33 protein-coding genes are annotated in these 26,992 nt (G+C 37.1%); 29 read left to right on the top strand and 4 right to left on the bottom strand.

Translation table 11 applies throughout. The features are described 5' to 3' along the window. Positions 1-15 precede the first annotated feature (15 nt). The 3 genes from H7U19_RS09100 to H7U19_RS09090 all read right to left on the bottom strand — a co-directional run bounded on the left by H7U19_RS09100 (position 16) and on the right by H7U19_RS09090 (position 3,880). The gene (locus tag H7U19_RS09100) at positions 16-558 is read right to left on the bottom strand and encodes a hypothetical protein (RefSeq protein WP_186561619.1); all 543 of its coding nucleotides are present in this window, start codon (positions 556-558) and stop codon (positions 16-18) included. Between the two features lie 328 nt (positions 559-886). After that, positions 887-2,824, bottom strand: a complete 1,938-nt coding sequence (locus H7U19_RS09095; RefSeq protein WP_186561617.1) for a helix-turn-helix domain-containing protein — start codon at positions 2,822-2,824, stop codon at positions 887-889. Between the two features lie 207 nt (positions 2,825-3,031). Beyond that, positions 3,032-3,880 (bottom strand): DUF2911 domain-containing protein, encoded by an 849-nt coding sequence (locus tag H7U19_RS09090; protein ID WP_186561615.1) that lies wholly within the window; start codon positions 3,878-3,880, stop codon positions 3,032-3,034. Between the two features lie 313 nt (positions 3,881-4,193). Here H7U19_RS09090 and H7U19_RS09085 point away from each other — a divergent pair, with 313 nt between their 5' ends. The 20 genes from H7U19_RS09085 to H7U19_RS08990 all read left to right on the top strand — a co-directional run bounded on the left by H7U19_RS09085 (position 4,194) and on the right by H7U19_RS08990 (position 19,360). Continuing rightward, the gene (locus H7U19_RS09085; RefSeq protein ID WP_246454745.1) at positions 4,194-4,853 is read left to right on the top strand and encodes an MIP/aquaporin family protein; all 660 of its coding nucleotides are present in this window, start codon (positions 4,194-4,196) and stop codon (positions 4,851-4,853) included. Positions 4,854-4,951: 98 nt separating this feature from the next. Then, the gene (locus H7U19_RS09080; RefSeq protein WP_186561613.1) at positions 4,952-5,608 is read left to right on the top strand and encodes a TetR family transcriptional regulator C-terminal domain-containing protein; all 657 of its coding nucleotides are present in this window, start codon (positions 4,952-4,954) and stop codon (positions 5,606-5,608) included. A 6-nt stretch (positions 5,609-5,614) separates the two neighbouring features. After that, entirely contained in the window at positions 5,615-6,925 is a 1,311-nt protein-coding gene (locus H7U19_RS09075; RefSeq protein ID WP_186561611.1) for an ABC1 kinase family protein, read from the top strand. Positions 6,926-6,936: 11 nt separating this feature from the next. Further along, entirely contained in the window at positions 6,937-7,569 is a 633-nt protein-coding gene (locus H7U19_RS09070) for a flavin reductase (protein ID WP_186561609.1), read from the top strand. Continuing rightward, positions 7,566-9,035: an SDR family oxidoreductase gene (locus H7U19_RS09065; RefSeq protein ID WP_186561607.1), complete on the top strand. Its 1,470-nt coding sequence runs from the start codon at positions 7,566-7,568 to the stop codon at positions 9,033-9,035. The genes H7U19_RS09070 and H7U19_RS09065 overlap by 4 nt, the downstream gene beginning before the upstream one ends. Beyond that, positions 8,986-9,132, top strand: coding sequence for a DUF2256 domain-containing protein (locus H7U19_RS09060; protein WP_186561605.1), 147 nt, complete (start codon positions 8,986-8,988; stop codon positions 9,130-9,132). The genes H7U19_RS09065 and H7U19_RS09060 overlap by 50 nt, the downstream gene beginning before the upstream one ends. After that, positions 9,102-10,412: a DASH family cryptochrome gene (locus tag H7U19_RS09055; protein WP_186561603.1), complete on the top strand. Its 1,311-nt coding sequence runs from the start codon at positions 9,102-9,104 to the stop codon at positions 10,410-10,412. Before H7U19_RS09060 ends, H7U19_RS09055 begins: the two co-directional genes overlap by 31 nt. After that, the gene (locus H7U19_RS09050) at positions 10,413-11,945 is read left to right on the top strand and encodes a cryptochrome/photolyase family protein (RefSeq protein WP_186561601.1); all 1,533 of its coding nucleotides are present in this window, start codon (positions 10,413-10,415) and stop codon (positions 11,943-11,945) included. Continuing rightward, complete coding sequence (locus H7U19_RS09045; protein ID WP_186561599.1) at positions 11,935-13,407, top strand: cryptochrome/deoxyribodipyrimidine photo-lyase family protein; 1,473 nt, start codon at positions 11,935-11,937, stop codon at positions 13,405-13,407. Before H7U19_RS09050 ends, H7U19_RS09045 begins: the two co-directional genes overlap by 11 nt. Before the next feature lie 130 nt (positions 13,408-13,537). Beyond that, positions 13,538-13,966, top strand: a complete 429-nt coding sequence (locus tag H7U19_RS09040; protein WP_186561597.1) for a hypothetical protein — start codon at positions 13,538-13,540, stop codon at positions 13,964-13,966. Beyond that, positions 13,963-14,235: a TIGR03643 family protein gene (locus H7U19_RS09035; RefSeq protein ID WP_186561595.1), complete on the top strand. Its 273-nt coding sequence runs from the start codon at positions 13,963-13,965 to the stop codon at positions 14,233-14,235. Before H7U19_RS09040 ends, H7U19_RS09035 begins: the two co-directional genes overlap by 4 nt. Before the next feature lie 41 nt (positions 14,236-14,276). Then, on the top strand, positions 14,277-14,972 hold the full coding sequence (gene folE, locus H7U19_RS09030) for a GTP cyclohydrolase I FolE (protein WP_186561593.1): 696 nt from the start codon (positions 14,277-14,279) through the stop codon (positions 14,970-14,972). A gap of 10 nt (positions 14,973-14,982) precedes the next feature. Then, entirely contained in the window at positions 14,983-15,207 is a 225-nt protein-coding gene (locus H7U19_RS09025) for a hypothetical protein (RefSeq protein WP_186562587.1), read from the top strand. 145 nt (positions 15,208-15,352) lie between these two features. Beyond that, positions 15,353-15,568, top strand: coding sequence for a hypothetical protein (locus H7U19_RS09020; RefSeq protein WP_186561591.1), 216 nt, complete (start codon positions 15,353-15,355; stop codon positions 15,566-15,568). A 22-nt stretch (positions 15,569-15,590) separates the two neighbouring features. After that, the gene (locus H7U19_RS09015) at positions 15,591-16,274 is read left to right on the top strand and encodes an SDR family NAD(P)-dependent oxidoreductase (protein ID WP_186561589.1); all 684 of its coding nucleotides are present in this window, start codon (positions 15,591-15,593) and stop codon (positions 16,272-16,274) included. 3 nt (positions 16,275-16,277) lie between these two features. Continuing rightward, positions 16,278-16,814: a glutathione peroxidase gene (locus H7U19_RS09010; protein ID WP_186561587.1), complete on the top strand. Its 537-nt coding sequence runs from the start codon at positions 16,278-16,280 to the stop codon at positions 16,812-16,814. Positions 16,815-16,820: 6 nt separating this feature from the next. Beyond that, complete coding sequence (locus H7U19_RS09005; protein ID WP_186561585.1) at positions 16,821-16,997, top strand: Lacal_2735 family protein; 177 nt, start codon at positions 16,821-16,823, stop codon at positions 16,995-16,997. Beyond that, positions 16,984-17,445: a TspO/MBR family protein gene (locus H7U19_RS09000; protein ID WP_186561583.1), complete on the top strand. Its 462-nt coding sequence runs from the start codon at positions 16,984-16,986 to the stop codon at positions 17,443-17,445. The genes H7U19_RS09005 and H7U19_RS09000 overlap by 14 nt, the downstream gene beginning before the upstream one ends. Positions 17,446-17,448: 3 nt before the next feature. Next, positions 17,449-17,910, top strand: coding sequence for an SRPBCC family protein (locus tag H7U19_RS08995; protein WP_186561581.1), 462 nt, complete (start codon positions 17,449-17,451; stop codon positions 17,908-17,910). Between the two features lie 145 nt (positions 17,911-18,055). Further along, on the top strand, positions 18,056-19,360 hold the full coding sequence (locus tag H7U19_RS08990; RefSeq protein WP_186561579.1) for a cryptochrome/photolyase family protein: 1,305 nt from the start codon (positions 18,056-18,058) through the stop codon (positions 19,358-19,360). Between the two features lie 204 nt (positions 19,361-19,564). On the opposite strand, the gene H7U19_RS08985 is transcribed toward H7U19_RS08990, so the two are convergent. Further along, positions 19,565-20,632, bottom strand: a complete 1,068-nt coding sequence (locus H7U19_RS08985; protein ID WP_186561577.1) for a tyrosine-type recombinase/integrase — start codon at positions 20,630-20,632, stop codon at positions 19,565-19,567. A gap of 176 nt (positions 20,633-20,808) precedes the next feature. Between H7U19_RS08985 and H7U19_RS08980 the strand changes: the two genes are divergently transcribed. The 9 genes from H7U19_RS08980 (at position 20,809) to H7U19_RS08940 (ending at position 26,856) form a co-directional block, all read left to right on the top strand. After that, a complete protein-coding gene (locus H7U19_RS08980) occupies positions 20,809-21,099 on the top strand; it encodes a barstar family protein (RefSeq protein ID WP_186561575.1) in 291 nt (96 codons plus the stop codon). A gap of 3 nt (positions 21,100-21,102) precedes the next feature. Continuing rightward, positions 21,103-21,438, top strand: coding sequence for a hypothetical protein (locus tag H7U19_RS08975; protein WP_186561573.1), 336 nt, complete (start codon positions 21,103-21,105; stop codon positions 21,436-21,438). A 159-nt stretch (positions 21,439-21,597) separates the two neighbouring features. Then, on the top strand, positions 21,598-22,320 hold the full coding sequence (locus H7U19_RS08970; protein ID WP_186561571.1) for a hypothetical protein: 723 nt from the start codon (positions 21,598-21,600) through the stop codon (positions 22,318-22,320). A gap of 130 nt (positions 22,321-22,450) precedes the next feature. Continuing rightward, entirely contained in the window at positions 22,451-23,299 is an 849-nt protein-coding gene (locus tag H7U19_RS16800; protein WP_222597410.1) for a hypothetical protein, read from the top strand. A 155-nt stretch (positions 23,300-23,454) separates the two neighbouring features. Further along, on the top strand, positions 23,455-23,892 hold the full coding sequence (locus H7U19_RS08960) for a hypothetical protein (RefSeq protein ID WP_186561569.1): 438 nt from the start codon (positions 23,455-23,457) through the stop codon (positions 23,890-23,892). 150 nt (positions 23,893-24,042) lie between these two features. Next, positions 24,043-24,570, top strand: coding sequence for a hypothetical protein (locus H7U19_RS08955; protein WP_186561567.1), 528 nt, complete (start codon positions 24,043-24,045; stop codon positions 24,568-24,570). A gap of 160 nt (positions 24,571-24,730) precedes the next feature. Continuing rightward, positions 24,731-25,369 (top strand): elongation factor Tu, encoded by a 639-nt coding sequence (locus H7U19_RS08950; RefSeq protein ID WP_186561565.1) that lies wholly within the window; start codon positions 24,731-24,733, stop codon positions 25,367-25,369. Positions 25,370-25,534: 165 nt separating this feature from the next. After that, positions 25,535-26,155 carry a TrmH family RNA methyltransferase gene (locus tag H7U19_RS08945; RefSeq protein WP_186561563.1) on the top strand — a complete coding sequence of 207 codons (621 nt, stop codon included), beginning with the start codon at positions 25,535-25,537 and terminating at the stop codon, positions 26,153-26,155. 149 nt (positions 26,156-26,304) lie between these two features. After that, complete coding sequence (locus H7U19_RS08940; protein ID WP_186561561.1) at positions 26,305-26,856, top strand: hypothetical protein; 552 nt, start codon at positions 26,305-26,307, stop codon at positions 26,854-26,856. Positions 26,857-26,992 lie beyond the last annotated feature (136 nt).

The following is a 26,992-nucleotide window of genomic DNA, read 5'->3' as shown; positions in this document are numbered from 1 at the left end:
TAATTGATGTTAAATTTAATTGATGAAATTCCCATCGGCATCGATCTTGATTTTCTTTTTGGTTTTGCCACTTCTAATTTTTACATGATAGATTTTCTGAGCGCGATCAGCGTTATAATCCACATCATAATCTACCTTCAGCAACGCCCAATCGTTGTGCTTTGAGAAGATTTTTTCTCGAAGAGCTTCGGGCAGTTTTACGTCCTCGTAGCGTTCTTTGGTGCTGATAATTTTCCCCTGCTTGTCATAGGACACCTCCACATAGGCCTTATCGGTTTTAAAAGCAGTTTTAAATGGCTTTGCTTTCCCGGTATAGCCCTTAGCTTTGGATACATTATACTTGGAAATATTCTTTACTATGGAGCGAACATGGATGGCCATTTTGGAATCATAAACCTCATCCAGGTACTTTTGATTTAATACTTTAGGAATTGGTTTTACAGTTTCAACGTCAGAAATTTTTTCTGAATTATAGGCCATTAATTGTGCGTTATTGTCTTGAGAAGAAACAGAAAAGGTCAAAAGGGACACGGCTAGAATTAATGTTAATGTTTTCATGATTTTGTGAGTTTAAGTGAATGAAAAATGATTTACACAAAGATGAAACATTAGCAATAGCAAGGGATAACAGCTATGTATCAAAAAATTCAAAGTTTTAATTAAAGGCTGATGCACATAATTTAAAGTGTTTAAATTATGTTGCAAACGGGAAATTTTTGTGTCATTTATACCTTTTTTGCTTTAAGATTACTTGGGTAAGAACCAGGTATTTTTATTTAGACGAAAAAGAAAATACAAGCATAGCGCAAACTACGGTTACATTTTATGTTGAAGTATAAACGAAAAAGAACAATTTTTAGCAGGTAATTTTAAGGTAAAAATGGTATTAGTCTTTAAACGGACGTTCGTGACCGTAGTCGCCCAAATTCATTCTGTTCAGGATGCTTAGAAATTTAGGATGTTCCTGCATTCCTTTAAAAAAGTGATCGTACTTTATCCTGTACAGTTCGGCATTCCTTCTTTCAAAGGCGATTTCCAACCATTCCAACGCTTTGTCGTGCTCACCAAGAAAAGCGAATTTTTGGGCAATCCAATAAGCACTGTGGTACACATGGTCTTCACCTTCATGGTTGATATCCAAGTCGTTCAACCATCTAAAAATACCTTGGATACCGTCCTTTTTATAAACCTTTAGCATAGGCTCTACATTTACTTGGCCGGCTGGGTCCAAGCGCCAGCCTCTTTCCAATTCCTGTACCGCCAAATCGTTTTTGCCTTGTTCTACATTGGCTAAAAAAATAATCCAAGATGCCCATAAATCGCGTTCATTAATTTCAATAGCTTTATTGGCCTCCTGTAAAGCTAGGTCATATTCTTTTAAATATAAATAGCACTCTGCTTTTAGGATATGTGAGTACAGAAAAACAGGATTTAGCTGAATAGCCTTATCAGCATAGTCCAAACCTTTATCGAAATCTCCATTGACGAACATAAAATTACGGGCATAGAGCCAATAAATTACGGCATTATCCGGCTCTTTCTCAAGGGCTATTTGGAACTCTTTATTGGATTCCTCCCAATTCCATTCATACTCCAAACTAATATTGGCCAAAACCCTATGCGGATAAGATAGCTCATCATCAAGCTCTATAGCCCTTAAGGCATACTTCTTGGCTTTTAAATAATCATCTTTAGGCACCCTTGGCCAGTTTCTAAACATAATTACCTCCGCAAGCCCCGAATATGGTAAGGCAAAAAGAGGATCGAGTGCAATACTCTGGTTAAAATATCTTTCTGCACGCTTGAAATCTTCCTGGTCAAATTGATACAAAAAATGCCTGCCCTTAAGATAAAGATTATATGCCTCAAGATTTTGGGTGGGTATTCTGCCAATGCGATCCAGCTCAGACGGCGATAAAACAATATCCAATTCCTTGGCAATATCGGTTGAAATCTCTTTTTCCAAATTGAAAATATCCTCAAATTCACGATCGAAATCCTTGGACCACAGATGGGTATCGTCCTTGGCATTCACCAAATGCACAATAATACGAATGCGGTCTTGATGCTTTTGAACACTGCCATTAATTAGGTAGTCAACATTTAGCGCCTCCCCCATCTCCTCTCCAGAAAGATTGTCACCATAAAACCTATCGGAAGACTGTTTGGATTTTACCGAAACACTTCCAATTTTTGACAACTGATTGATAATATCCTCGCGCACACCATCGGCAAAATACTGGTTGTCCTTATCATCGCTTAGGTTTTTAAATGGCAGTACCGCGATGGACTTATCCATTTTTTCGGCAATTCCCAAAGTGTCATTACCGTTTTCTTTTGGCCAGTTAAATACGAAATAGGCCAAAGCTATCATGAGAATCAAGCTTAAAAGAGCGATAACAATATTTTTTTGACGTGAAGATTTGGGCGTACGCCCCTTTTGGTACTTTGAGCCTTTTAAATCAGCCTGTCTTGATGACGACGAACTGCGATATTTCACCTCCCCCGGCGGATAACCAAAATATTCGCTAAATCGGGTGTTGAAATACGTGGGGCTACTAAAACCCACACGATAAGCTATTTCAGATGCCGTAGCCTCATTGTCCTGCAACATAACCATAGCCTTTTCCAAACGATATTCCCTGATGAACTGGCTGGTAGATTTTCCAGTAAGAGCGTTCAATTTTCTATGTAGTTTCGAACGGCTCATGCCAAGCGTGTCAGACAGTTCATTGACGCCAAACTGCTCATTCTCCAAGTTGGCTTCGATGACATCTTCTACCTTTTTTAAAAATGATTCGTCAAGAGAGTTTTGGTCAGACATTTAAGGAATCGATTTTAGATTGGCGTTTTTCTATTGCACTACTAATATACAGAATAAAGAGACAACGTATTTAAATGAATTCAAAAATAAAGGCATTTTAATACTTGATTTGATTTCATAAATAATCCACAAAACGGAATGAAAAAAGCGCAACTGTTAAAGTTGCGCTTTCTAATTTTATAGAAATCTAAATATCTAATAAGTCGTTTATAACGCCCCCCACTCTTTTAGGGAATCGGTATTCATTTTAACATAGCCTTTAGCTCCTTTTTTTTCAGCAAGTTCCAAAGATGATTTTGCCGCCGCAATAGCACCTTTTTTATCGCCCGCCTTCGCATGAATTAAAGATTGCTGTCTCAAAATCCAAAATTGTGGGTCTTCTTTCGTCATTTCAACGGCTTTATCAATCCACTCCATTGCCGTGGTCATATCCTTATTTTCCTGTAAATAGTATACCGCCGCAGAATAATAATCGTTTACGCTTGGGCCACTCATTACGTTGTTGATACTCTTCAAGACGACATTATCCGTGGGTACGGTAAAAGGAACACCAACATAGGTCTTGTCCCAAATCAATTCCAACTGCCCACCGTTATTTGAAATCTGACCAATATCCATAGCAAAGGTTTCTACACTAAAAGGAATTGGATAGGCTTTTACGGTAGTTTTCGCCGCTACTTTACTCTCGTCCCACTTTTGTGGCACGCCCCAGTTATTGGTGTCTGAGTAAAAATACACGTCCCAAGATTCCTCACCAGGCTTGGTAAAAATGGCATAAGACCCTGCTTTTAAGGTCTGCCCATCAACAGTTGCATCCGTGCTAAAAGTAACCATGGTATTTTTATTGGCTCCCGTTCTCCACATCTCACCGTAAGGCACCAATCCACCAAAAATCTTTCGTCCCTTAACACCCGGTCTGGAATATTCAATAGTAACATCCGTCAGGCCCACCTTCTGCACCAACTTCCCTAATGGACTTGGCTGAGGAGTTTGCAATTGCGCTTGCACCGCAAACGTTGTGGCGCACGCCATAAACAGCAATAGTAATTTTTTCATAGTTGTAAGCTTTAATAATTAGGTTTTTAAACCCTAAAATTAACCAATCTAAAACCGCTTATTGTTAACAAAAGCTTAAAATAGGACGTTGTATATTTGCCTCATATTAATTTGGGCGTTCCCCTCCCGATAGCTATCGGGAGGGTCGGGCTTTCACTACTCAATCCCTCCTGCGTCGGGGATTTCAAACAGGCCGTTCAATCCCTAACGCGGGGATGTCCTGCCAACCAGTTGCAAAAGAGGAAGTCTATGCTTCCCTACAGTAGTTGAGCCCGAAACTTGGAATTTTGAATTTGAAATTTGGAACTTAAACATGATGAAACAATACATATCAGAAAGCATCGGAACCTTCGCCATGATATTTTGTGGTTGCGGCGCCATGACCATCAACGAAATTATAGGAGGTAGCATTTCCCATGTCGGTGTGGCCGGAACATGGGGGCTCATCGTTATGGCTATGATCTATGCCTTTGGAGAAACTTCCGGGGCGCATTTTAATCCGGCGGTAACCATTGGGTTTGCCTTCGCAAAAAAATTCCCGTGGCCAAAAGTGCCCAAATATATTTTGGCCCAAGCCATTGGAGGTATTCTGGCCATTTTTCTTCTCTGGTTTTTGTTTCCTGAAAGCCAGACCTTGGGCGAAACCGTTCCTGCCGAGGGCTTTCCAGCTTATAAAGCCGCTATTTTAGAATTTCTACTCACTTTCTTTTTGATGGTAGTCATTATAAATGTGTCCACGGGAAGCAAAGAAATAGGCACAATGGCCGCCATTGCTGTTGGCGGTGTAATTTTGTTGGAAGCTATGTTTGCAGGTCCCATGACCAAAGCTTCTATGAACCCTGTACGTTCTATCGCCCCTGCCCTATTTACGGGAAATTTTCAAGACTTATGGCTATATATTTTAGCTCCCATTCTCGGAGCAATTGTGGCCGTTTCCAGCTGTAAACTGGTTAAGGATGAGCAGTGTTGTTAGGTCTCTATAGGAAAATCTGATACTCCCATAATTCTTTTTGTTTAACTTTTTTTAATATTTGTTAAACATTTTGTACCTTTACCGTAATTAACAGAATTATGGCTAAGAAAAAATCAATTTCAAAAACAGATATTATCGGCTGGTACATGGATTATGTGCTGGAGCACGATGAAAATCCAAAAACCGTATTTGCTTTTGCTAAACTTCACAATTTTGAAGAAGGTTTATTCTATCAACATTTTGCATCCTTTGAGGCCGTTGAAAAAGGAATTTTTGAGGCCTTCTTTACCAATTCAATCAATGCATTGAATAAAAATGATGATTACAAAATTTTTGATGCAAGGAATAAATTATTGAGCTTTTACTACACATTCTTTGAAAATATCACAGCAAACAGAAGCTACGTAAAGCATGTTTTGGATAAGTACAAAAATGACCTTAAGGGTCTAAAAGTTCTAACCGGTTTAAAAACCCATTTTACCAAATATGTTAGTGAATTGGGCATTCAAATGCTGGATATCAAACAAGCGCAGATTGAGAAATTTCAGGACAATGCTCTTAAAGAATCAGCCTGGTTACAATTATTAATGACCATGAAATTTTGGTTGGATGACACCTCAGCCTCCTTTGAAAAGACAGATATTTTCATCGAAAAATCGGTCAATACCACTTTCGATGTGCTGGACATCGCTCCAATAAAAAGCGTCTTAGACTTGGGCAAATTTCTGTTCAAAGAAAAATTTCAAATGAATTAGAATTGAATGAAAACTATCGATACCATACCAACTTCAAAAATTCAAAGGGCCACCAAACTGGTTTCCACTGGGGCTAAAGTTGGTGTAAATTATTTGAAATACTACGGGGATAAACTCGTCAATTCAGACGAGGAAGCCAAGGAGCGATTGAATAAAAACAACGCTTCTGACATTTATGATGGCTTAAAGCAACTAAAGGGAAGTGCTTTAAAAGTGGCTCAAATGCTGAGTATGGAAAAGAGTATTCTACCACAGGCCTATGTGGAACAATTTTCATTGGCCCAGTTCTCAGTACCGCCATTGTCCCCTCCGTTGGTCATCAAGACCTTTAAAAAATACTTTGGGAAAAACCCTAACGAACTGTTTGATACTTTTAACGCAACTTCTGTAAACGCCGCCAGCATCGGTCAGGTGCATTTGGCAACTAAGAATGGGAAAAAACTTGCTGTGAAAATCCAATATCCGGGAGTTGCGGAGAGTATTGCTTCAGATTTAGCCATGGTAAAACCTGTGGCCATGAGCATGTTCAATATCAAAGGAAAAGATTCAGATAAATATTTTAAAGAAGTTGAACAGAAGCTTATTGAGGAAACTAATTATATTTTGGAAGTGGAGCAAAGCCAAGAAATTGCAAAGGCTTGCGGGCACATTTCTAATTTGAGATTTCCAAAATATTATAAAGCTCTTTCTTCCGAACGCATCATCACGATGGACTACATGGATGGTGAACATCTTTCGGAATTCGCATCGCACAATACAGATCAGGTAAAGGCAAATAGATTAGGACAGGCCCTTTGGGATTTCTACATGTACCAAATTCACCAGTTGAAAAAGGTACACGCAGACCCCCACCCTGGGAATTTCCTAATTTCTGAAAAAGGAGAATTAGTAGCACTTGATTTTGGGTGTATGAAATCCATCCCTCAGGAATTTTATGCACCCTATTTCGAGCTCGCAAAAAAAGAAAACATTATGAATCTGGAGTTTTTTACAAAACGACTGTTTGAGCTTGAAATTCTGAAGGAAGAAGATTCAAAAGAGGAACTGGCCTTTTTTACAGAAATGTTTCATGAAATGCTAAGTCTTTTTACACAACCATTTCAAAAGGATACTTTCGACTTTTCAGATGGCATATTTTTTGGCAAAATTGCAGAACTCGGTGAAAAATATTCAAAAAACACGGATTTAAGGAAAATGAATGGCAACCGTGGTTCCAAACATTTTATTTATATCAACCGAACTTTTTTCGGTCTGTATAATTTGATGTTCGATTTAAAGGCGCAAAACATCAAAATCAATAATTATTTAAGACTATAACTATAATCGGCGTGAAATTTTTTAGTGCAACGGACATACAGCAACTCAATCACATTTATAAAATCAATCTGATTAATAGTTGCTCTGGGTACAAATCGGCCAACCTTATTGGTTCAATCTCTAAAAATGGCGCGGAAAATGTAGCGGTATTTAGTTCTGTAACGCACATTGGCTCTAACCCAGCAATGTTAGGATTCTTTCTAAGACCGACAACTGTTTTACGCAATACTTACGAAAACATTAAGGCTACAGGCGTTTACACCATTAACCCTATTTATCAAGATATTATTTCAGACGCGCATCACACTTCAGCTAAATATGATGCTGACATTTCGGAGTTTGAAATGACCAATCTGGAAGCAGAGTATAAATCAGATTTCCCGGCACCTTTTGTAAAAAATGCGCCTATTCAACTGGAGATGGAATATGTGGAGGAATATTTTATTAAAGCAAATCAAACCATTTTGGTCATTGGGAAAATTAACGGCCTTTACCTCAATGATAACCTGATTGAATCGGATGGTTTCATTAACCTTTCGAAAGCTCAGATTGCAACAATAAATGGACTGGACGGCTATGCTGTTCCAAGTAGTAAAACGCGTTTTGGATATCAACGACCTAAACTAACAGCACAGGAATTATGACCATTTTAGTAACAGGAGCCACAGGCTATATTGGCAAACGTCTTGTCCCCTTTTTAGTAAATGAGGGGCACAAGGTAATTTGCGTGGTGCGCGATAGATTGCGTGCAGACAAAAGTTATTTTGAGGACGACAACGTTTACGTTATCGAAGCCGATTTTTTAAATCCGGAAACACTGGACAACATTCCGAAAAAAATTGATGTTGCATATTATTTGATTCATTCCATGTCCAATTCCTCAAAGGATTTTGAAACTCTGGAAGAACGTTGTGCCAGAAATTTTAAGAATTATATTGAAACTACAGAGGCAAAACAAGTCATTTATTTAAGCGGTATCACAAATGAAGATGAACTATCAAAGCATCTTAGTTCAAGAAAAAATGTGGAAACTTGTTTGGCTTCTGACCGATATGCACTAACCGTTTTTAGGGCTGGCATTATTGTTGGTTCGGGGAGTTCTTCGTTTGAAATCATAAGGGATTTAGTAGAAAAACTCCCCATAATGGTTGCGCCAAAATGGTTGCATACCAAAACGCAACCTTTGGCGGTTAGGGATGTATTGGCCTTTTTGTATAAATCCGCAGGAAACGAGAAAGTTTACAACAAAACCTACGATGTTTTTGGCCCAGAGGTCATCACTTACAAAGACATGCTACTGCAGTTTGCAGAAGTACGCCAATTAAAAAGGTACATTCTTACGGTACCCGTAATGACTCCAAAGTTATCTTCCTATTGGCTGTATTTTGTGACTTCAACATCCTATAAATTGGCCACAACTTTGGTGGACAGTATGGGCGTACAAATCATTGGAAAACCAAGCGACATCAATTCCATTTTAGGTGTTAACCCCATTACTTACAAGGAAGCCGTAGCATTAGCTTTTGAAAAAATTGAACAGAATAGTATTGTTTCTAGTTGGAAGGATTCTATGGTGAGTAGTGGCAGATTGGGCAATCGCCTCCATAAATACGTTAACGTTCCAAAATTTGGATGCTTCCGCGACTATAAAGAACGCTGGGTCATTGATGCAGATCAGACCATAGAAAAAATCTGGAGTATCGGCGGCACCAACGGGTGGTACTATGGTACCATTCTTTGGCGTGTGCGAGGATATATCGATAAACTTTTTGGGGGTATCGGTTTAAGACGCGGACGTACAAGCCCCACCGAGTTAGATGCCGGTGACGCATTGGATTTTTGGCGGGTAATTTATGCAGACAAAAACAAGAAAAAATTATTGCTTTATGCCGAAATGCGCTTGCCAGGTGAAGCTTGGTTAGAGTTCAAAATAGAAGATCATAAACTAAAACAGACGGCTACATTTAGGCCAAAAGGACTTTGGGGCAGATTGTATTGGTATGCCGTATTGCCATTCCACGGTTTTATCTTTTCAGGAATGATTAATAAACTAGTTGAAGTTGAGTCACAAAAAGCAGTATTTACCCCAGAAAACGTGTCCAACGTGTAAGCGCCCATTTGCGTGGAGAAAAAAATGGGAAAAGAATTGGGACAGTGTCGTTTATTGCAGTAAAAAATGCAGAAGCAACAAAACAGCATTGGCTTAGTTTGGTTTAGGAATGACCTGAGGGTTCAGGACAATTTCATTTTAAATCAAGCACTTGAATACCATAAAAAAGTTATTGCATTGTACTGTTTTGATCCGCGACATTATGAAACTTCAGTAGTCGGATTCAAAAAAACAGAAAAATTCAGGGCAAAATTTTTAATAGAAAGTATTACTGATTTAAGGAAAAACTTAAAAGCCCTAAATGTCGAACTGTTTGTTTTTCAAAACAAACCTGAAGATGTGATATCGGCACTTGTGAAAACCTACAATATATCCACAATCTTTCTTCAAAAGGAATGGACTAGCGAGGAACAAACCGTGTTCAATAATGTAAAAGCATCCGTCAAACAAGTGGTAAATTATTGCGAATACTACGACCAATTTTTGTATCATCCGGATGATATTCCTTTTGCAAATTCAAGTATTCCATCAATATTTACCAACTTTAGAAAACAGGTTGAAAAACTATCCAAGGTGAAACCATCTTTTGAAAGCGCGTCGGCCTCTACTCATCCAGAAATTAGCAACACCACACATATCCCATCCTTAGAGGATTTGGGTTTTGAGGATTTTGAAACGCACCCAAATTCGGCGTTTCCGTTTAAAGGGGGAGAAACGTCAGCTTTAGAACGGCTGGAAGATTATTTTTTCAAAACTAAAAAACTTGGGGCTTATAAAAATACCCGAAATGGATTGGTAGGTACTGATTTTAGTTCGAAGTTTTCGCCATGGCTTGCCAACGGCAGTATTTCAGCAAGGACTATATATTGGAATGTAAAAGCTTTTGAAAAGGAGCATTTTAAGAACCAATCTACCTATTGGTTGGTTTTTGAATTGATTTGGAGAGATTATTTCAAATATATTTCGCTGAAACATGGCAACACTATTTTTAAAATTTGGGGTATTCTGAATAAAGATTACGAATGGAAATCTGACGCAACCATGGTTCAAAAATGGATAAACGGCAAAACCCATTCGGCATTTGTAAACGCCAATATGATCGAACTCCAAAAGACAGGCTGGATGAGCAACAGGGGGCGGCAGAATGTAGCATCCTTTTTTGCGAAAGACCTGCTTTTGGATTGGAGGATCGGGGCATCTTATTTTGAATCGCTTTTGATTGATTATGACGTACACAGCAATTATGGCAATTGGATGTATGTGGCTGGTATTGGGAACGACCCGCGGAACAGAAAGTTTAATGTAGAAATGCAGGCAGAACGTTACGACCCCAAAGGAACTTTCAGGAATATATGGTTGCAACCGACACTTTTTTAGATGAAAACCCTTCGACTCATATTAGGCGATCAGCTTAACATAAAGCATTCTTGGTTTAAAACTGTAGATGACGAAGTGCAGTACTGCATGTTCGAAATGCGCCAGGAAACGGATTATGTTACCCACCACATTCAAAAAGTAATTGGGTTCTTCGCATCTATGCGACAGTTCGCAGAGGACTTAAAATCGAAAAAACATCAGGTGATTTATTTCAATATAAATGATACTGACAACACTCAAATTCTAGTTGACAACCTTTCAAAACTGATTGAAGCACACAGCATTGAACATTTTGAATATATCTTTTCCGATGAATATCGACTAGATGAACAACTGCGTAAATTTTGCCAAAATTTATCCATTACCTCAAAAGCTGTTTCTGCCGAACACTTTTATACTGAGCGTCATGATTTAAAGCACTTTTTCAAAGGTAAAAAGCAATATCTGATGGAAAATTTCTATCGGGATATGCGGAAAAAGCATGATATTTTGATGGTGGCCGGTCAACCCGAAGGCGGCAAATGGAACTACGACAAAAGCAACCGCAATAAATGGAAAGGCGATGTTGAAATCCCCGCTTATAAATGGTTTAAAAACAATGTAGATGAAGTTGTATCCGATATAGAAAAGGCTGGCATTAAAACAATCGGCAAATTTGAAACCCAAACCTTTCCCTACCCCATTACACGCATACAAGCTTTGGATCAACTAAAATATTTCTGCGAGCATTTGTTGATCCATTTTGGCGATTACCAGGATGCGATGCATACGTATGAAGTTTACTTGTTTCATTCTAGGCTTTCTTTTTCAATGAATTTGAAACTTATTTCACCAAAGGACGTTGTTCAAACCGTGTTGAATTACTATAGAAACCATGGTTCGCACATTCACATTTCCCAGGTGGAAGGGTTTGTTCGTCAAATTATCGGGTGGCGTGAATACATGCGCGGGATGTATTGGGCTTTTATGCCAAAGTATAAAACGCTAAACGAACTTCAAAACCACAATACACTTCCCGACTTTTTTTGGACAGGCAATACTAAAATGAACTGCCTGAAACATGCCATCACCAATTCTTTGGACAACGGGTATGCACATCACATTCAACGTTTGATGATTACGGGAAATTATGCATTGCTAACCCAAACCAACCCGGATGAAGTGGATGCTTGGTATTTGGGTATTTATGTGGATGCCATAGAATGGGTGCAGCTTACCAATACCAGAGGTATGAGCCAATATGCCGATGGCGGAAAAATTGCAACTAAACCCTATGTGTCCTCGGGCTCATACATTCATAAAATGAGTAATTATTGTGACCATTGCCATTACAATAAAAATAAAAAAATCGAAGACGATGCCTGCCCGTTCAACAGCTTATACTGGAATTTTCTGGATCAAAAGCGTGAGCAATTGGGGATTAATTTTAGAATGAAAATGATGTATAGCCTTTTGGATAAAATGAAAACTTCGGATTTGGAACAATTAAAGCAAAAAGCACAACACATTATAGCACACCCAAATGAATACTAAACCCCAAATACATGTGGTTTGGCTAAAGCGCGATTTACGCCTTCACGATAATGAAGCCATTTATAATGCTCTAAAAAGTGGCATGCGTATTCTCCTCCTCTACAGTTTTGAACCCCTACTATTGCAGGACCCGCATTATAGCGAACGCCACTGGAATTTTATTAAGGAATCCATTGCCGATTTAAATATTGAATTGAAGGCGTACAACACTAAGGTGCTGGCCGTGCAATCGGATATCATTCCCTCGTTTAATCAATTGTTGACGCACTTTCAAATTACAAAAGTGTTTTCCCATCAAGAAACTGGGATTTTAGTCACTTATGAACGTGATAAAAATTTTAAACGCTTCTGTAAAAATAATTTCATCACATGGGAAGAAAATATTAATAACGGCGTACAGCGTGGTTTAAAAAACAGGGATGGATGGAACGAAATAGTAGATGCATTTTACGCCAAGGAACCACTGCCCTTTTCACCCAACCCCAATCAGTTTGTTTCGATTGATGACATCGAAACATTGGAAAAAAACTTCAATCTGCCTGATTTGGAAACGCCCAAAACTTCGCCTTTTCAAAAAGGAGGGCGTAGCACTGGGTTACATTACTTAAAATCATTTTTGGAAGAACGCTATCCCAATTATATGCTCCATATTTCAAAACCGGAATTGGCCAGAACGAGCTGTAGCAGGATTTCACCATATCTGGCCTGGGGAAATCTATCAGTTCGGGAAGTATATCATCAAGCGTATCACTTTAAGAAAACTTCCAAACATAAAAAAGCATTAGAAGCTTTTATGTCGCGATTACGCTGGCAAACCCATTTTATCCAAAAGTTTGAAATGGAGCATACTATGGAAGAAGCTAGTGTAAACCGGGGCTTTCATAAACTCAAAAAAAGTGTTTCAAAACAATATCAAATAGCATGGAAAACCGGACAGACAGGATATCCATTGGTAGATGCCTGCATGCGATGCCTTAATGAAACTGGATACCTCAACTTTAGGATGCGCGCCATGCTCGTATCATTCTTCACACACAATCTTTGGCAACCTTGGCAGGAAGCCACAACGCATCTCTCCCAAATGTTTTTGGATTTTGAACCAGGCATTCACTTTCCACAACTACAAATGCAAGCTGGCGAAACGGGAGTCAATATGTTGCGTATTTACAATCCCATTAAAAATAGTTTAGAGCATGACCATGAAGCATCATTCATAAAAAAATGGGTTCCAGAGCTCCGTCATTTAGATACGCCTTTTGCACACCAGCCCTATTTGATGACTGAAATGGAGCAACAATTCTACAATTTCAAACTTGGGAAAGACTACCCAAAACCAATTGTGGATTTAGAGACTTCACGAAAAAAGGCAGGCGATGCCCTTTGGAAATTGCGTAAAGACAAGGCCGTTTTGGCGGAAAGCCAAAGAATTCTGAGAAAGCATACACTTCGTAATCGTTTATAAAATTCTTAATAATCTCATTATCATATATATACCCTTAATAAGTTTTATCAATAGTCCTATGTAATTTTTTGTTTAACTTATTTACTTAAATGTTAAACATTTTGTATCTTTGGTATGTAAGATTTGGAAAATGGTTTTAAACACAACATATTTTAACAAGGATCACAAGCAAATTTTAAGTGATTTGGTGGGTAGTTCGTTTACACTTTTTGAATCCTTAAGATTGAAAGGTATTGGTTCAAAACGCATGATTATTGGCGAAGTAAGTCCTAGTTTACAGCAGTTGATGAATACGGTATCTGATATCAATTATGCAAACATTGAATTACGCAGAAATGGTATCCTTGTTTTCATCAATAAAGGGCTTCAAAACTTTACTTGGGCTATTCCCTATTACCAATTGGTTATATATAAAACCAACGGCGCCAGTATCCATGCACAAGGTAAATTTATACACTTTAAAAACACTAAGACGTTTAGGGAAAACAAGCCTTTCTTTGATAAGATGTTAGATGAGAAAATCAAATACGACCAAAAATATAACTTTCAGAGTGTGTGAAATTAGATTTGGAAGATGTAGATAGAATAGTTGAAATGGCCTGGGAAGATCGCACCACTTTTGAAGCTATTCAGATCCAATTTGGATTGAAAGAACAGGACGTTATAGAATTAATGCGACGAGAAATGAAACCCAGCAGTTTCAAAATGTGGCGAAAACGGGTTCAAGGGCGGTCAACAAAACATGAAAAACTGAGAATTTTTGAAAAAGGACGCTTTAAATGTAGCAGACAGACGCAAATATCAAATAATAAAATTTCAAAACGCTAACGTGCTTTGGCGATTATAGCACAGCACATAAAAAAGAAGACATGCAATTAGAAAAATTAAAATCGAAAACAAACGGACACAAACTAAACGGATTTAGCATTGAGGATATTGGGGACGACCACCTTTATACAGGGTTAGAAACCCCAATGCGAAAAGATGCTTTTAAGCTAAGTGATACGGAAAAGAAAGCCCGAATTGCTATCCTATTCGAAGAGATAATGGACGTGATGGGGCTCGACTTAACGGACGACTCGCTTAAAGGCACCCCGGAGCGTGTGGCCAAAATGTACATCGATGAAATTTTTTCGGGTCTAAATCCCGACAATAAGCCAAAAGTAGCATTGTTCGATAACAAATATCAGTACAATCAGATGTTGGTGGAGAAGAACATTACCTTTTACTCCAACTGCGAGCATCATTTTGTACCCATCATCGGAAAAGCACATGTGGCATACATCTCTTCCGGAAAAGTCATCGGGCTGTCAAAATTGAACCGAATTGTTCAATATTATGCAAAGCGCCCACAGGTTCAAGAACGATTAACAAACCAAATAGCTAACGAATTAAAATCAATTCTGGACACAGAAGATGTTGCCGTCATTATTGACGCAAAACACCTTTGTGTGTCTTCAAGAGGTATAAAAGATGATACCTCATCGACGGTAACCGCGTATTACGGCGGACAATTTAATACTTCAGAGAAAATCACGGAATTACAGAATTATTTAAACAGTTAATACTATGGAATTGGAATTAATAAACAAAGCTTTAGAGTTTGAGCAAAGGAAAATGAGATCGCTGTCTACAAGCGATAGGGTAAAAATTTCAAGAGAGGCAAAAGCCCTAATCTTGGATTTAAACCAAATCTACAAGGTCAAAAAGGATCAAAAAATCATGGATATCATGAAACGTTTAACGGCCATAAAAAGAAAGGTTGAAAAGCGATTAAAAGGTGCACCCCTAACAATATAACTATCAAAAAAGTAGTCAAAACAGCTTGAAATATTAAAGTTTATCTAATATTTTGACTTAAAAATAGGTAATCTTACATAATTTATTATCTTGCGAATCGCCTAAAAACTAGGCACTTCACATTATTAAAAGTTAGGTATAAATTATGGAGATTATTCACAAGGCTTTGGAATTCGAACAGCGTAAACACACGTTCAAAACTACAAGTGAGCGCATCGAGTCTTCAAGGGAAGTAAAAAATTTAATTTTAAGTATAAACGATATCTATAAGAAGGAGAAAGACCCCGAGCTTATGGATTTGATGAAACGTTTGACGGTCATCAAACAAAAAATAGAAAAACGGCTGAAGGGCAGGCCATAAACAAAAAAATGCCCTGAAACCCATGAAAACAATAATAGTAGTTGGTGGAAGTAAGGGCATTGGAAAAGCTTTAGTAACAAAGCTATTAGACTACTGCAAGGTTATTAACCTAAGTAGAAGTGTTCCAGAACTATCGCATGACAATTTAACCCACCACAAATGCGATGTACTTCAAGATGACTTACCGGAATTAGAAACTGCAGACGGGCTGGTGTACTGTCCTGGAAGCATCAACCTTAAACCCATATCTAGGCTGAGCATCGATGATTTTAAAAATGATTTTGAAATCAATGTGCTTGGTGCCGTAAAGGTGATTCAAAAATATCTTCCGATTCTAAAGGATGGACGTTCGCCCTCAATAGTTCTATTTAGCACTGTAGCGGCAAAATTGGGCATGCCCTATCATGCTAGTATTGCCACGGCTAAATCTGGCATTGAAGGTTTGGTAAAATCCTTGGGTGCAGAACTGGCACCAAGCATGCGCATAAATGCCATCGCCCCAACGGTAACGGACACCGACTTGGCTTCAAAGTTGCTACGCAATGATAAAATGATAGAAAATATCACTGAACGCCATCCCCTAAAAAAGTTTCTAACTCCAGAAGAAGTGGCCGACATGGCCGAGTTTTTATTATCGGATAACGCTTCATCTGTCTCGGGCCAAATTTTTGAAATGGATTGCGGCATCGTAAGCTTTAAAATTTAAGGTATGGATTTGATAAAAACATTTGTAGCTACTTTAGGCACAAAAGCCGACACTCAAAAATTGGATGTGACTTCTATTTATGACATTCAGATAAATGCACTAAACGGAACCCCAATTGACCTTTCGGAATTTAAAGGCAAACACCTTCTTTTTGTCAATGTGGCCTCAAAATGTGGTTTTACGCCACAGTACAAAGAATTGCAAAAACTTTACGACACCTATAATGAAAAATTGCAAGTTATCGGCGTACCCTGCAATCAATTTGGAGGGCAGGAACCGGGAAGCCACGAAGACATTGAAATGTTCTGTGAGTTCAATTACGGTGTAAGTTTCCTTATGACTGAAAAAGTGGATGTTAAAGGCAGGCACCAGCACCCGCTTTACACCTGGCTTACCCAAAAAGTAAATAATGGCGTAAAGGATTCATCTGTAAAATGGAATTTTCAAAAATATTTGATTGGACCGGAGGGGGAATTTGTAGATTACTTCCTCTCCACCACCAATCCCCTTAGTTCAAAAATTGTTAAACACCTAAAATAAATCGCTATGTTTAGTTTCTTCAAAAGAAAATCAAAAAAAGAAAGATTAGAAGCCAAGTTTAAAAAACTAATGCAAGAATGGCACGAGTTGTCAAGTATTAATAGGACGGCCAGTGATAATAAGTACGCTGAAGCGCAATTGATTGCAAAACAGTTGAGCGCTTTAAAACATGAAGTTGCTTAAATACATCATATTATTTTTACTGATAAACTTCGGGGCCTTGGCCATTGGTAGCTGGCTAATGGACAATGGCCCTCAAACCGATTGGTACCTCAATTTGAATAAAGCCCCTTGGACACCTCCAGGCTGGGTCTTCGGTGCCGCATGGACTACTATAATGATTTGTTTCTCTATTTATATGGCATACCTGTATAAATTGATCTCGAATGCCTCAATTCTTGTGTTGTTCAGTCTTCAATTTGTACTAAATGTAATTTGGAACTACATATTCTTTAATCAGCATTTTGTTGGTTTGGGATTGACCGTAATCCTTATGTTGACGGCCGTGGTAGGTATTTTTGCTTTTTCATTTATGCATAAAATGAAGTGGAAAACTGCACTTGTCCTCCCCTATTTCATTTGGTTGTGCATAGCAACCTCGCTGAACGGCTATATCTTATTCAACAACTAAACCATGAAAATATACACCCTACATAAAAAACAAAACTTACCCATCTCCGTTGAAGATGCTTGGAATTTTCTGTCCGATCCTAAAAACCTAAAAACCATTACGCCCGATTATATGGGGTTCAATATTTTGTCGGGAGCAGACCGGCCTATGTTTGCCGGACAGATTATTCAGTATATTGTTACCCCAGTTCTGGGTATTAAAACCAAATGGGTTACTGAAATTACCCATGTTATCGACAGGCAATATTTTGTGGACGAACAGCGCTTTGGCCCTTATGCCCTTTGGCACCACAAGCATTTTATCAAGGCTATTGACGGCGGAGTGGAAATGGAGGATATTATCGATTATAAAGTGCCTTTTGGGTGGCTTGGGCAGTTGGTGCACCCTATTTTAGTGAAACCGAAATTGGAAGAAATCTTTAATTACAGAACTAAAAAGTTAGAGGAACTTTTTGGTGAATATTAAAAAATTGTGTCACACTGAGCGCTCCCGATAACTATCGGGACGAAGTGCCTTTTATTATTGATTTTGAAACTTTTCAAAATGGAAGTAAAGCATAAGCTGAGAGACGCTGAAACAAGTTCAGCGTGACAAAAAGGATTTGATATACATGAAACAACCCATAAACATCTTCTGGTTCCGACGCGATTTAAGATTGGACGATAACCAAGGCTTTTTTGAAGCCTTAAAAGGCGATTACCCCGTACTCCCTATTTTTATTTTTGACTCTGAAATTCTAGAGAAACTGCCAGAAGATGATGCGCGTGTCAGCTTTATTTATGGGACGCTTCAAACTATGCGCAACACACTTCAAGAAGATTACAATAGTAGTGTTGCAATATATTATGGCAGGCCGTTAGACATTTATAAAAATTTAGTTGAAGACTATGACATTCATGCCGTTTATACCAACCACGATTACGAGCCTTATGCCAAAACGCGGGATGAGGAAATAAACCAATTTTTAGAAGAACAGCAAGTTGCCTTTCATACGTTTAAAGACCAAGTAATTTTTGAAAAGAACGAGGTAGTCAAAAGTGATGGCACCCCCTATGTAGTGTACACGCCCTATATGAAATCCTGGAAAGCCAAATTCAAGTCGATTGACGTAAAGGCCTACGATACCACTCCGTATTTTAACAACCTGATAAAACATAAAGATTTACCAAATGTGAGTTTGGAAGCCATTGGATTTAAAACCTCTAGTCAAAGGATTGCACCATACACCATTACCCCAACATTGATTCAAAATTACGAAGCTACGAGGAATTTCCCTGCCAAAGATGCCACCTCCCGGCTGGGGCCACATTTACGCTTCGGTACAGTAAGCGTTAGAAAAATGGTGAAAAAAGCTATTGCTGAACAAAACGAAATCTTTTGGCAGGAACTGATTTGGCGTGAATTTTTTATGCAAATCCTCTGGCATTTTCCGCATACGGTAAATGAAAGTTTTAAACCAAAATACGACCGTATCCAATGGCGCAATAACGAAACTGAGTTTAAGGCTTGGTGCGAGGGCAAAACGGGTTACCCCTTGGTAGATGCCGGTATGCGTCAATTGAACGCCACGGGCTTTATGCACAACCGGGTGCGTATGTTGACAGGTAGTTTTTTGTGTAAACACTTGTTGATAGATTGGCGCTGGGGCGAAGCCTATTTTGCCGAAAAACTCCACGACTACGAAATGGCCAGCAACATTGGCAATTGGCAATGGGTAGCAGGATCTGGTGTGGATGCTGCACCCTATTTTAGGATTTTTAATCCCACTACCCAAATACAAAAGTTTGACAAAAATTTGGAGTACATCAACACCTGGGTACCCGATTTTCAGGAGCTGACCTATCCGCAACCTATCGTGGAGCATAAATTTGCCCGGGAGCGATGTTTGGAGGTTTATAAGACAGCTGTTTCGTAATGGAGCCATCCTCAAAAGGTTTTCAATAGCATTTATTTACGGATAGCACCAGACCATAGTGCTATCCTATACTTGGCAGGCACGTGCGTTAGCGATTGTAATGGATAGCTTTTGCCGAGGCGCGCATCGAGGCAAAACTTGCAATGAAAAGCGCGACCCCGACGCTTACGGTCGGGGGAACGCCCAAAATAAACTTTAAACCATCTATAAATTATCCAGGGGGCTTTTGATTTTTGAAATGCTTCTGGGTGTAACTTTTGTGTACACTTGGGTAGTTTTTATAGAATTATGTCCTAAAAGCTCTTGAATAAATCGCATGTCGGCTCCAGATTCCAATAAATGGGTGGCGTAAGAATGTCTTAACCCATGTATGCCTATATCTTTTTTTACCCCTGCCTTTACCATTGCATTTTTAAATACTTGTTGCAAACTTGATTTGGCATACGCGCCGCCATATTGCCCCTCTAAAAGAAATAGTTTTGGCCTGTAAGCCACATAGTATTCCCTTAGATCGGGAAGCACACTTTCAGGTAACGGTACATAGCGGTCTTTTTTACCTTTAGCACCCTTTATATGCACCACCATGCGCTTACTATCAATATCAGTGATTTTTAGGCCTACAACCTCTGATACCCTAAGCCCCATGCCATAAGATAACTTTAACGCAATTTTATGTTTAAGATTTGTAGTAACGTCAAATAATCGTTTCACTTCAGATTTGCTTAACATTTTGGGCAGGGTTAGTGGTTTTTTGGGTCGGGGGATGTCAAAAAACATTTTTGGCCGATGCAGTACCTGCTCGAAGTAAAATTTTATGGCATTAATTTTTCCGTTAAGTTTTCGTTCGCTCATTTTTTCCCCTTTAATACAATAGAGAAAATAATCTTTTAAACGTTTGGGCGATAGGTCTGCAACAGGAAAATCATCAAGTAAATTGAGCAAATGCAAAAATTCTGAAAGATAGACACGTTTGGTATTAGGGCTATACTGTTTAAGTGCAAGCTGTTGGTTTAAGTCTAAATAAGCCTGCCGATTAACAGGGTGGATATTGGCCGCCTTATCTAAAACCGTATTTTGTGCTTTTAAACTTAGCGCCTCCCTTACTGAAGGCAAATCTGGCAGGTACCAGGATTTTTTTGTTGCACTCCACTTTGCAGAAGGAAATCTTTTTAGCAAAGCATGTTTTAAATCATTATGATATGGGAAACCAATTAAAATTACTTTTTTTTGGCGATGTACTGTTGGTGTAAAGGTATAGCGCTTTAAATCCATACGGGTATTTTGTATATCATTTTGGTAAAAATACTAAATTTGATATACAAAATGCATGACTATAGAAAGTAAATTTTCCTAACAAACACGTAGGTTTTTTAACAATTAATGTTATTTTTACGATACGTAAAAATACAGAGATATTTACGTGTTGTGTGTAATTTGAGAAAAACGAAATGACAACATTGAAAATCGATGGTAAAAAACTAACTGATTGGAATTCTTTTCACTCTGAATTTAAATCCGAACTGAATTTTCCAGATTATTACGGAGAAAATATGGATGCTTGGATTGACTGTGTTGATGAATTGACTGAAAAGCCAACATTGTTGCAAATTGAGAATGGTAAGTTTCTAAAAGAAAATAAACGTGAATTATTAAATGCTATTTTAGAGTGTGGAGCTTTTGTCAATTATAGAAAAATAGAGCAAGGAGAAAAACCGAATTTAATAATTGCAGTAGATTAAAAAATGATTGTTCCTGATATAGAAATTGTAACAATATTAGTCATAATATTTTTCGGACTTCCAATAATTTGGAATGCTCGAAAAAACGGACTTTGGAAATCCTTCAACTTTATCGGACTGATAAAAACAATTAATAAAGCCTTAATAATTCAAGGAGTAATCGGACTAATTTTAATACTTCTGACTTGGTTATGGAATTCAGCGGACTTTAAATTTGACAGTTTTGTTGCAGGAACAACTTATACATATTTAATAATCGGAATTTTTATGTATTTACCAGCATTGGGAATTCTGAATTTAATAAAACTCGGAATCAAGAAAAACCTTGAAAAACAATAAGCGGAATAAAAAAACTACACACAACACAGTATATAATTAATGGCTAGTTTTAGCTTACTTACGAAAATCCTAGCGGATTTTCTATTCGGTTTTTATTTGCTAAATTAAATGCTTAAACACGCCACTAATCATATACATAAACGTTAGGCATTATTTGAGATGAACAGTAAATACAAAGAATGGAGAGATGAAATTTTAGGTTTTTTCAAACCGAAAAATAGAACTGATGAATCTGAAAAGATTTATTCACCATCTGGGAATTTTTATCTGATAATCTCATCATACAAAACAGGGGAAAATACTTGGGAATATTCACGAGGAATTATAAAGAATAGTAAAAATGATAAGGTCATTGCAGATGTGAAACGAAACTATTCTCACTTTTGGTATTCTTGGATTCAGCACGCAAACGGAAATGAATACCTTCTGTGCGGAGAAGATTATCAAGGTCAAACAGTTGTAAATCTGACTAAGGGAATAACCCAAAATTATTTTCCTGAGTCAGGATTTGACGGACACGGTTTCTGTTGGGTAAATGCAATGCCCTCAAAAGACAGTCAAGTTTTAGCAGTTGAAGGATGTTATTGGGCTTGCCCATACGATGTAGTTTTTTTTGATTTCAAAAACCCTGATAAACTTCCTTATAAAGAACTCAAAAGAATTCAAGATATTGGAGAAATTAAAGGATGGAACGACAACGATGATTTTATTGCAGATAGAGAAATTGAAATCCGAAAATCTGACAGTAAACCTTATGATGAACTGACTGATGAAGAGCAAGAAATATTAGATAATGATTCCAATCTTATTGACTACAAAAAAGTGATAGTCGAAATTGGAATAGAAAAAATAAAAACAATGCCTAACAATGGCTATAAGTAATTGCTTGTTATCGCCTACTTTGGAAATTCCACAGGAATTTCCAACTTGGTGTGTACTTGTAAAATTAAGTGCTAACCCACGCAACTACTCATAGCCGAGCCCGTTGTAAAACATTTACCGAATCAACAAAATGAAGAAATACAAATTAAACTTTCTGACAATTTTACTTCTGATTCCAATGCTTGCGATTGGACAAATTCCGAAAGGACATTTTTTAGACGCAGACGATTCGACTGAAAAAGGATATAAATTAAAACCTTTCAAACAGAAAAAAGATGGAATTTATCATTATGCAATTCTGACGCAATTGCCATTTGAAAATGATTGTGAAAGCGGAATTTCTGAAAAAGAACAAACTGCTTGTGCAGAAAAAATTCTAAATGGACTAATAAGCGAAAAACTGAATTCTGAAACGGAATTTAAAGGTAATGTTTATGTTTATCTGACTGTAACTGAAAAAGCGGAAATAATTGACATAAAAGTTAAATCATATCCACAATCAAATGAAATTGATAAAATAATAAAGCAAGCAACGGAACAAATAAAAGTCCGACCAGCAAAATATAAAAAGAAGGTTGTTAAATCTCGATTATGGACTAAATTAGAATTTAATAACATTGAAAATGATAAAACAAAATTCATTGGAAGATGGACTGGAGAAGATGAAAAAGAAATTGGTTATCTGAATTTTGATTCTGAAGGTTATGCATACTTCGAAGTTCAGGGACAAATTATGGGCGGAAAAGAATTTGTTCAAAAAGGGAAAAAAGGCAATATGACCTATGAAATAGATAGTAAAACAAATCCTATAAAAGTTGACTTAATAGTGACTATGTTAGAAAGTGGAAAACAAAAAAAATTACTTTGTATTGCTAAATTTATTGATAATGATACAATGGAATTTGCTATAAATTTTGAAGAAAAACGTCCAATTGAATTTGATTCAGAAAACTCGATAATTTTTAAACGAGAAAAATAAAAACGTTTTACAACAATGTGTATAATTCATTGCTAGTTAAAGCCTACTTACGAAAGTCCTCGCGGACTTTCTATTCGTGATTTATTTGTTAACTTTAGTGCTTAAAAACGCAACGAAATCATACACTAGACCGTTGTGCGTCATACCCGAAAACAATGCTGAGAAAAATAATTATCATATTACTTCTGACTTTGTCCTTCAAAGGATTTAGTACTGAATTGGATACTTTGGACTATTGGCACGTTTATAAGAACGATAAAGTAATCGCGAAATTTAATTCTGTTTCTAATGACTTAAATATCAAGATAAACAAATCTGAAATCAAAGAATCTGACACAATTTCAATCCGCTATGGAAAAGATACTCGATGTCCAAATTGCAAATACATTTTGTTCGTTCGTGATGAAAAAAAACGGAAATTAAGAATAACGGAATCTGACGAATATTGGGACAAGTTATCTTTCGGACTTTTGGATTTAATTGAATTTGGACAAAAAAATAAAAGTGAACGATACGATTTTTATTATTGGGAACGAAACAGTGACGGAAAGAATCAACCAATGAAATTAGTATTGAAAATGACATTGGAATGAAAAAGTACGAACACACAACAATGTATAACCGCAATTACGGCGGATTCGACTACGTCCGAATCCACTCGGAATTGCAAGCGTCAGTGCTAAACCGAAAATTAACGCATATAAACCCGTAACTGACGGTTATACGAGACCGTTGTAAGCAATATGAGAAAAACCTTTTCTACAATATTAATTTTAATCGGATTTTTATCCTGTATTGCTCAAAACGGAGTAATTAACGGAAAAATAATTGCGGAAATTCCAGAAGAAGCGGTATTGATTGCTGAAAACACTAAAGTTATCCTTGAGATAAACGGAATTGAAAAAACTACAATTGTTGACAAAAATCTGAATTTTTCATTTCATAATCTTGAGTCTGACTCAATCCGAATTAGGACTGAACCTCACTCATATATGCGACAATTGACCATAATCGGATTTTTGAAGCCTGACGAAACGGTCGAAATAGAAATTCCTTACTCATTGTCTTGTAAATATGACCAATCAAAAGAAAACAAAACTTGCCCAGTTTGTAAAAAAGATGACCAAGTTATTCCAATTTCTTACGGACTTATTGCGGAAATAACAAAAAAAAGAGAAGAGAAAAAAGAAAAAGAATATAAAACTGGTGGATGTGTGACGACAGGTTGTGACCCGAATTGGTATTGCAAAAGAGATGAAATTAACTTCTAAAAAAATACTGCTTACAACAATGGCTATAAGTAATTGCTTGTTCTCGCCTACTTCTGAAAATCCTCGCAGATTTTCAGTTTGGTGTGTACTTGCTAAATTTAATGCTAAACCACGCAACTACTCATAGCCTAGACCGTTACCTGCAAGCTGAAAAAATTACGTGAAACAACTTGACTTCATAGCTGAATTAGAATTTCTGACATCAGAACAAGGTGGCAGAAAAACACCTGCGCATTCGAATTACAGACCGCATATTGAATTCGACAATTATCCTGAATATTTGACTTCTGGAAATCAAACTTATATCGGAAAAGAAATTGTTGAACCTGGAGAAAAGGTAAAGGCTGAAATCGCAATTTTAGGGACTGAATACTTTTCAAAACGACTTTATGAAAATTTGGAATTTAAGTTTTGCGAGGGAAGTCGAATTATAGGTTATGGAAAAATAATTGAAATTATAAATCCTGATTTAAAATTGGAACTGGATTCTGACCGAAAAACACTTAATCTGAATTTATATCCTGCTGACATCATAAAAAAACTTGAATCTAATTACGGAAAGAACTCTGGAGAAGCGAAAAGGAAAATTCAAGAGTTAATTAAATCCAATAAAGAATTTAGAAGTCACAGAATTGTCCGAGCATTAATATTTTCTGGAAACAAAGACATAAATCATCTGGAAAAAATGATTGAACTGACTCGAACTGATTGGAGAGACTTGCTTATGAATGCAGAATACGAATATCCAGAAAAAAGAGTTAGGGATTTTAATAACGAATTTGGAAATGAAAAAATATAAAAGCCAGCAGGTAACAATGTATAACCGCAATTACGGCGGATTCGACTGCGTCCGAATCCACTCGGAATTGCTAATGTCAGTGCTAAACCAAAAATTAACGCATATTAACCCGTAACTGACGGTTATACGAGACCGTTAGGCATAATTAAAACCAACATTCGTCAATTGAATAAACAGAACGAAAATACTAAGTCCAGTTTAAGAAAAAAGGCTGATGAAATCAAGGATTTAAGATGTAAAAATCTTATCGCTGTTCTCGAAGAACCAACTGATATTAAAAATATCGCAACTGTTGTAAGGAATATAAACGCACTCGGAGTTGAAAAACTTTATATCATTGACGGAAAGAAAAGGTTGCCAGAAAGTTGGGAGGAAATGCGTGAGAGAAAATCACTTTTAAAACCATCAGTTTCAGCAATAAAATGGAGTTTTGTGAAAACCTTTTCCAGTACAGAAGAATGTATTGAACATTTAGAAAAAAAGCGTTTTACTTCAATAGCAACTTCACCGCACACAAAAGGAAAAACAAATCTTTATTTACAGAATGGAAATTATACTCAAAAAAGATTAGCAGTTTGGTTTGGAAATGAGGCTCGCGGAATTAGTGAGTTAGCGGTTGAAAATTGTCAAGCCTGTGTCCAAATTCAAATGGCTGGAATTATTGAAAGTATGAATCTAGCAACAAGTACTGGAATTGTACTTTATGAAATAACAAAGCAAAGGAGAGAATATCAAGCCGAAAACAAAAGAGGTCGAAAAATTGACCCTGAAATAATAGCAGAATAGTAACTATGCCTAACAAGGTATAAATTTTATTGCTAGCTAATTGCTTACTTGCGAAAGTTCTAGCGAACTTTCTAATCAGTAATAATTTGCTTACTTTTAGCTTGAAATCACGCAACAAACTTTATACAGAGCCGTTAGGTATAATTGATATGAAACACACATTAATATTTTTTCTTTTAATAACAAGCTTGGGTTGTGCGCAACAAAAAGACACAAGAACTGATAAGGAAATTGCTTTGGAATTATGTGAGGAGTTCTCAAAACAATATTCTAAAAACAATAGTTATCAAAGTAACCGAATGATTTATATAAAAACCGTTCAAATTAAACTCGTGAATTACGATTCTGAAAAAGAAGAAAATATTTCAAGAAAGCTTCACGAACTATGTCCTTCATTCTTGGAATACTCAACTGTTGCGAGTAAACTAAAAGCTGAAAGCAAAGGGCGACCAGATGCTTTTAAATTATGGGATATTTATATAAAGAGTCAGAACGATATTCCTTGGACTGAAAGTGAAAAAAAGCAATTTTTAGACATTTGTAATTATGCTCTATCAAAAAGACCGAATAGTGAAAAATTGTGTGAATGTACCATTGACAAAGTTTCTGAAAGATTAAGTGCTGAATATTTTCTTGGTTTGTCAACGAACGAGCAAGGGTATTTAGGAGGACAAGTAGGATATGTATATTGCTCTGAATAAAACAACTATACCTAACAAAGAACTGAGTTAAAAAACAAGCTTTTTTAAACCAATCTCGAAACAAAGTTTTCATCGTAAGGCCTTCCTGATTTTGCTATGGCAAAGGCCTGTTTCAACAACTTGTTTGCCACTGCTA

Source organism: Hyunsoonleella aquatilis (genome assembly GCF_014270105.1).
GTDB lineage: Bacteria > Bacteroidota > Bacteroidia > Flavobacteriales > Flavobacteriaceae > Jejuia > Jejuia aquatilis.
The sequence above is the reverse complement of the archived record's forward strand: the minus strand, read 5'-3'. Positions and strand labels throughout refer to the sequence as shown.

What these genes read in the sequence shown, in the direction of transcription:
- H7U19_RS08970 (WP_186561571.1), top strand. Translation starts at nt 21,598, where the DNA reads ATGAACAGTAAATACAAAGAATGGAGAGATGAAATTTTAGGTTTTTTC.
- H7U19_RS09045 (WP_186561599.1), top strand. Translation starts at nt 11,935, where the DNA reads ATGAATACTAAACCCCAAATACATGTGGTTTGGCTAAAGCGCGATTTA.
- H7U19_RS09010 (WP_186561587.1), top strand. Translation starts at nt 16,278, where the DNA reads ATGGATTTGATAAAAACATTTGTAGCTACTTTAGGCACAAAAGCCGAC.
- H7U19_RS08985 (WP_186561577.1), bottom strand. Translation starts at nt 20,632, where the DNA reads ATGGATTTAAAGCGCTATACCTTTACACCAACAGTACATCGCCAAAAA.
- H7U19_RS09005 (WP_186561585.1), top strand. Translation starts at nt 16,821, where the DNA reads ATGTTTAGTTTCTTCAAAAGAAAATCAAAAAAAGAAAGATTAGAAGCC.
- H7U19_RS09040 (WP_186561597.1), top strand. Translation starts at nt 13,538, where the DNA reads ATGGTTTTAAACACAACATATTTTAACAAGGATCACAAGCAAATTTTA.
- H7U19_RS08990 (WP_186561579.1), top strand. Translation starts at nt 18,056, where the DNA reads ATGAAACAACCCATAAACATCTTCTGGTTCCGACGCGATTTAAGATTG.
- H7U19_RS09075 (WP_186561611.1), top strand. Translation starts at nt 5,615, where the DNA reads ATGAAAACTATCGATACCATACCAACTTCAAAAATTCAAAGGGCCACC.
- H7U19_RS09050 (WP_186561601.1), top strand. Translation starts at nt 10,413, where the DNA reads ATGAAAACCCTTCGACTCATATTAGGCGATCAGCTTAACATAAAGCAT.
- H7U19_RS09065 (WP_186561607.1), top strand. Translation starts at nt 7,566, where the DNA reads ATGACCATTTTAGTAACAGGAGCCACAGGCTATATTGGCAAACGTCTT.
- H7U19_RS09055 (WP_186561603.1), top strand. Translation starts at nt 9,102, where the DNA reads ATGCAGAAGCAACAAAACAGCATTGGCTTAGTTTGGTTTAGGAATGAC.
- folE (WP_186561593.1), top strand. Translation starts at nt 14,277, where the DNA reads ATGCAATTAGAAAAATTAAAATCGAAAACAAACGGACACAAACTAAAC.
- H7U19_RS09095 (WP_186561617.1), bottom strand. Translation starts at nt 2,824, where the DNA reads ATGTCTGACCAAAACTCTCTTGACGAATCATTTTTAAAAAAGGTAGAA.
- H7U19_RS08980 (WP_186561575.1), top strand. Translation starts at nt 20,809, where the DNA reads ATGACAACATTGAAAATCGATGGTAAAAAACTAACTGATTGGAATTCT.
- H7U19_RS09000 (WP_186561583.1), top strand. Translation starts at nt 16,984, where the DNA reads ATGAAGTTGCTTAAATACATCATATTATTTTTACTGATAAACTTCGGG.
- H7U19_RS16800 (WP_222597410.1), top strand. Translation starts at nt 22,451, where the DNA reads ATGAAGAAATACAAATTAAACTTTCTGACAATTTTACTTCTGATTCCA.
- H7U19_RS09080 (WP_186561613.1), top strand. Translation starts at nt 4,952, where the DNA reads ATGGCTAAGAAAAAATCAATTTCAAAAACAGATATTATCGGCTGGTAC.
- H7U19_RS08995 (WP_186561581.1), top strand. Translation starts at nt 17,449, where the DNA reads ATGAAAATATACACCCTACATAAAAAACAAAACTTACCCATCTCCGTT.
- H7U19_RS09020 (WP_186561591.1), top strand. Translation starts at nt 15,353, where the DNA reads ATGGAGATTATTCACAAGGCTTTGGAATTCGAACAGCGTAAACACACG.
- H7U19_RS08960 (WP_186561569.1), top strand. Translation starts at nt 23,455, where the DNA reads ATGCTGAGAAAAATAATTATCATATTACTTCTGACTTTGTCCTTCAAA.
- H7U19_RS08955 (WP_186561567.1), top strand. Translation starts at nt 24,043, where the DNA reads ATGAGAAAAACCTTTTCTACAATATTAATTTTAATCGGATTTTTATCC.
- H7U19_RS09085 (WP_246454745.1), top strand. Translation starts at nt 4,194, where the DNA reads ATGATGAAACAATACATATCAGAAAGCATCGGAACCTTCGCCATGATA.
- H7U19_RS09100 (WP_186561619.1), bottom strand. Translation starts at nt 558, where the DNA reads ATGAAAACATTAACATTAATTCTAGCCGTGTCCCTTTTGACCTTTTCT.
- H7U19_RS09015 (WP_186561589.1), top strand. Translation starts at nt 15,591, where the DNA reads ATGAAAACAATAATAGTAGTTGGTGGAAGTAAGGGCATTGGAAAAGCT.
- H7U19_RS08940 (WP_186561561.1), top strand. Translation starts at nt 26,305, where the DNA reads ATGAAACACACATTAATATTTTTTCTTTTAATAACAAGCTTGGGTTGT.
- H7U19_RS08975 (WP_186561573.1), top strand. Translation starts at nt 21,103, where the DNA reads ATGATTGTTCCTGATATAGAAATTGTAACAATATTAGTCATAATATTT.
- H7U19_RS09090 (WP_186561615.1), bottom strand. Translation starts at nt 3,880, where the DNA reads ATGAAAAAATTACTATTGCTGTTTATGGCGTGCGCCACAACGTTTGCG.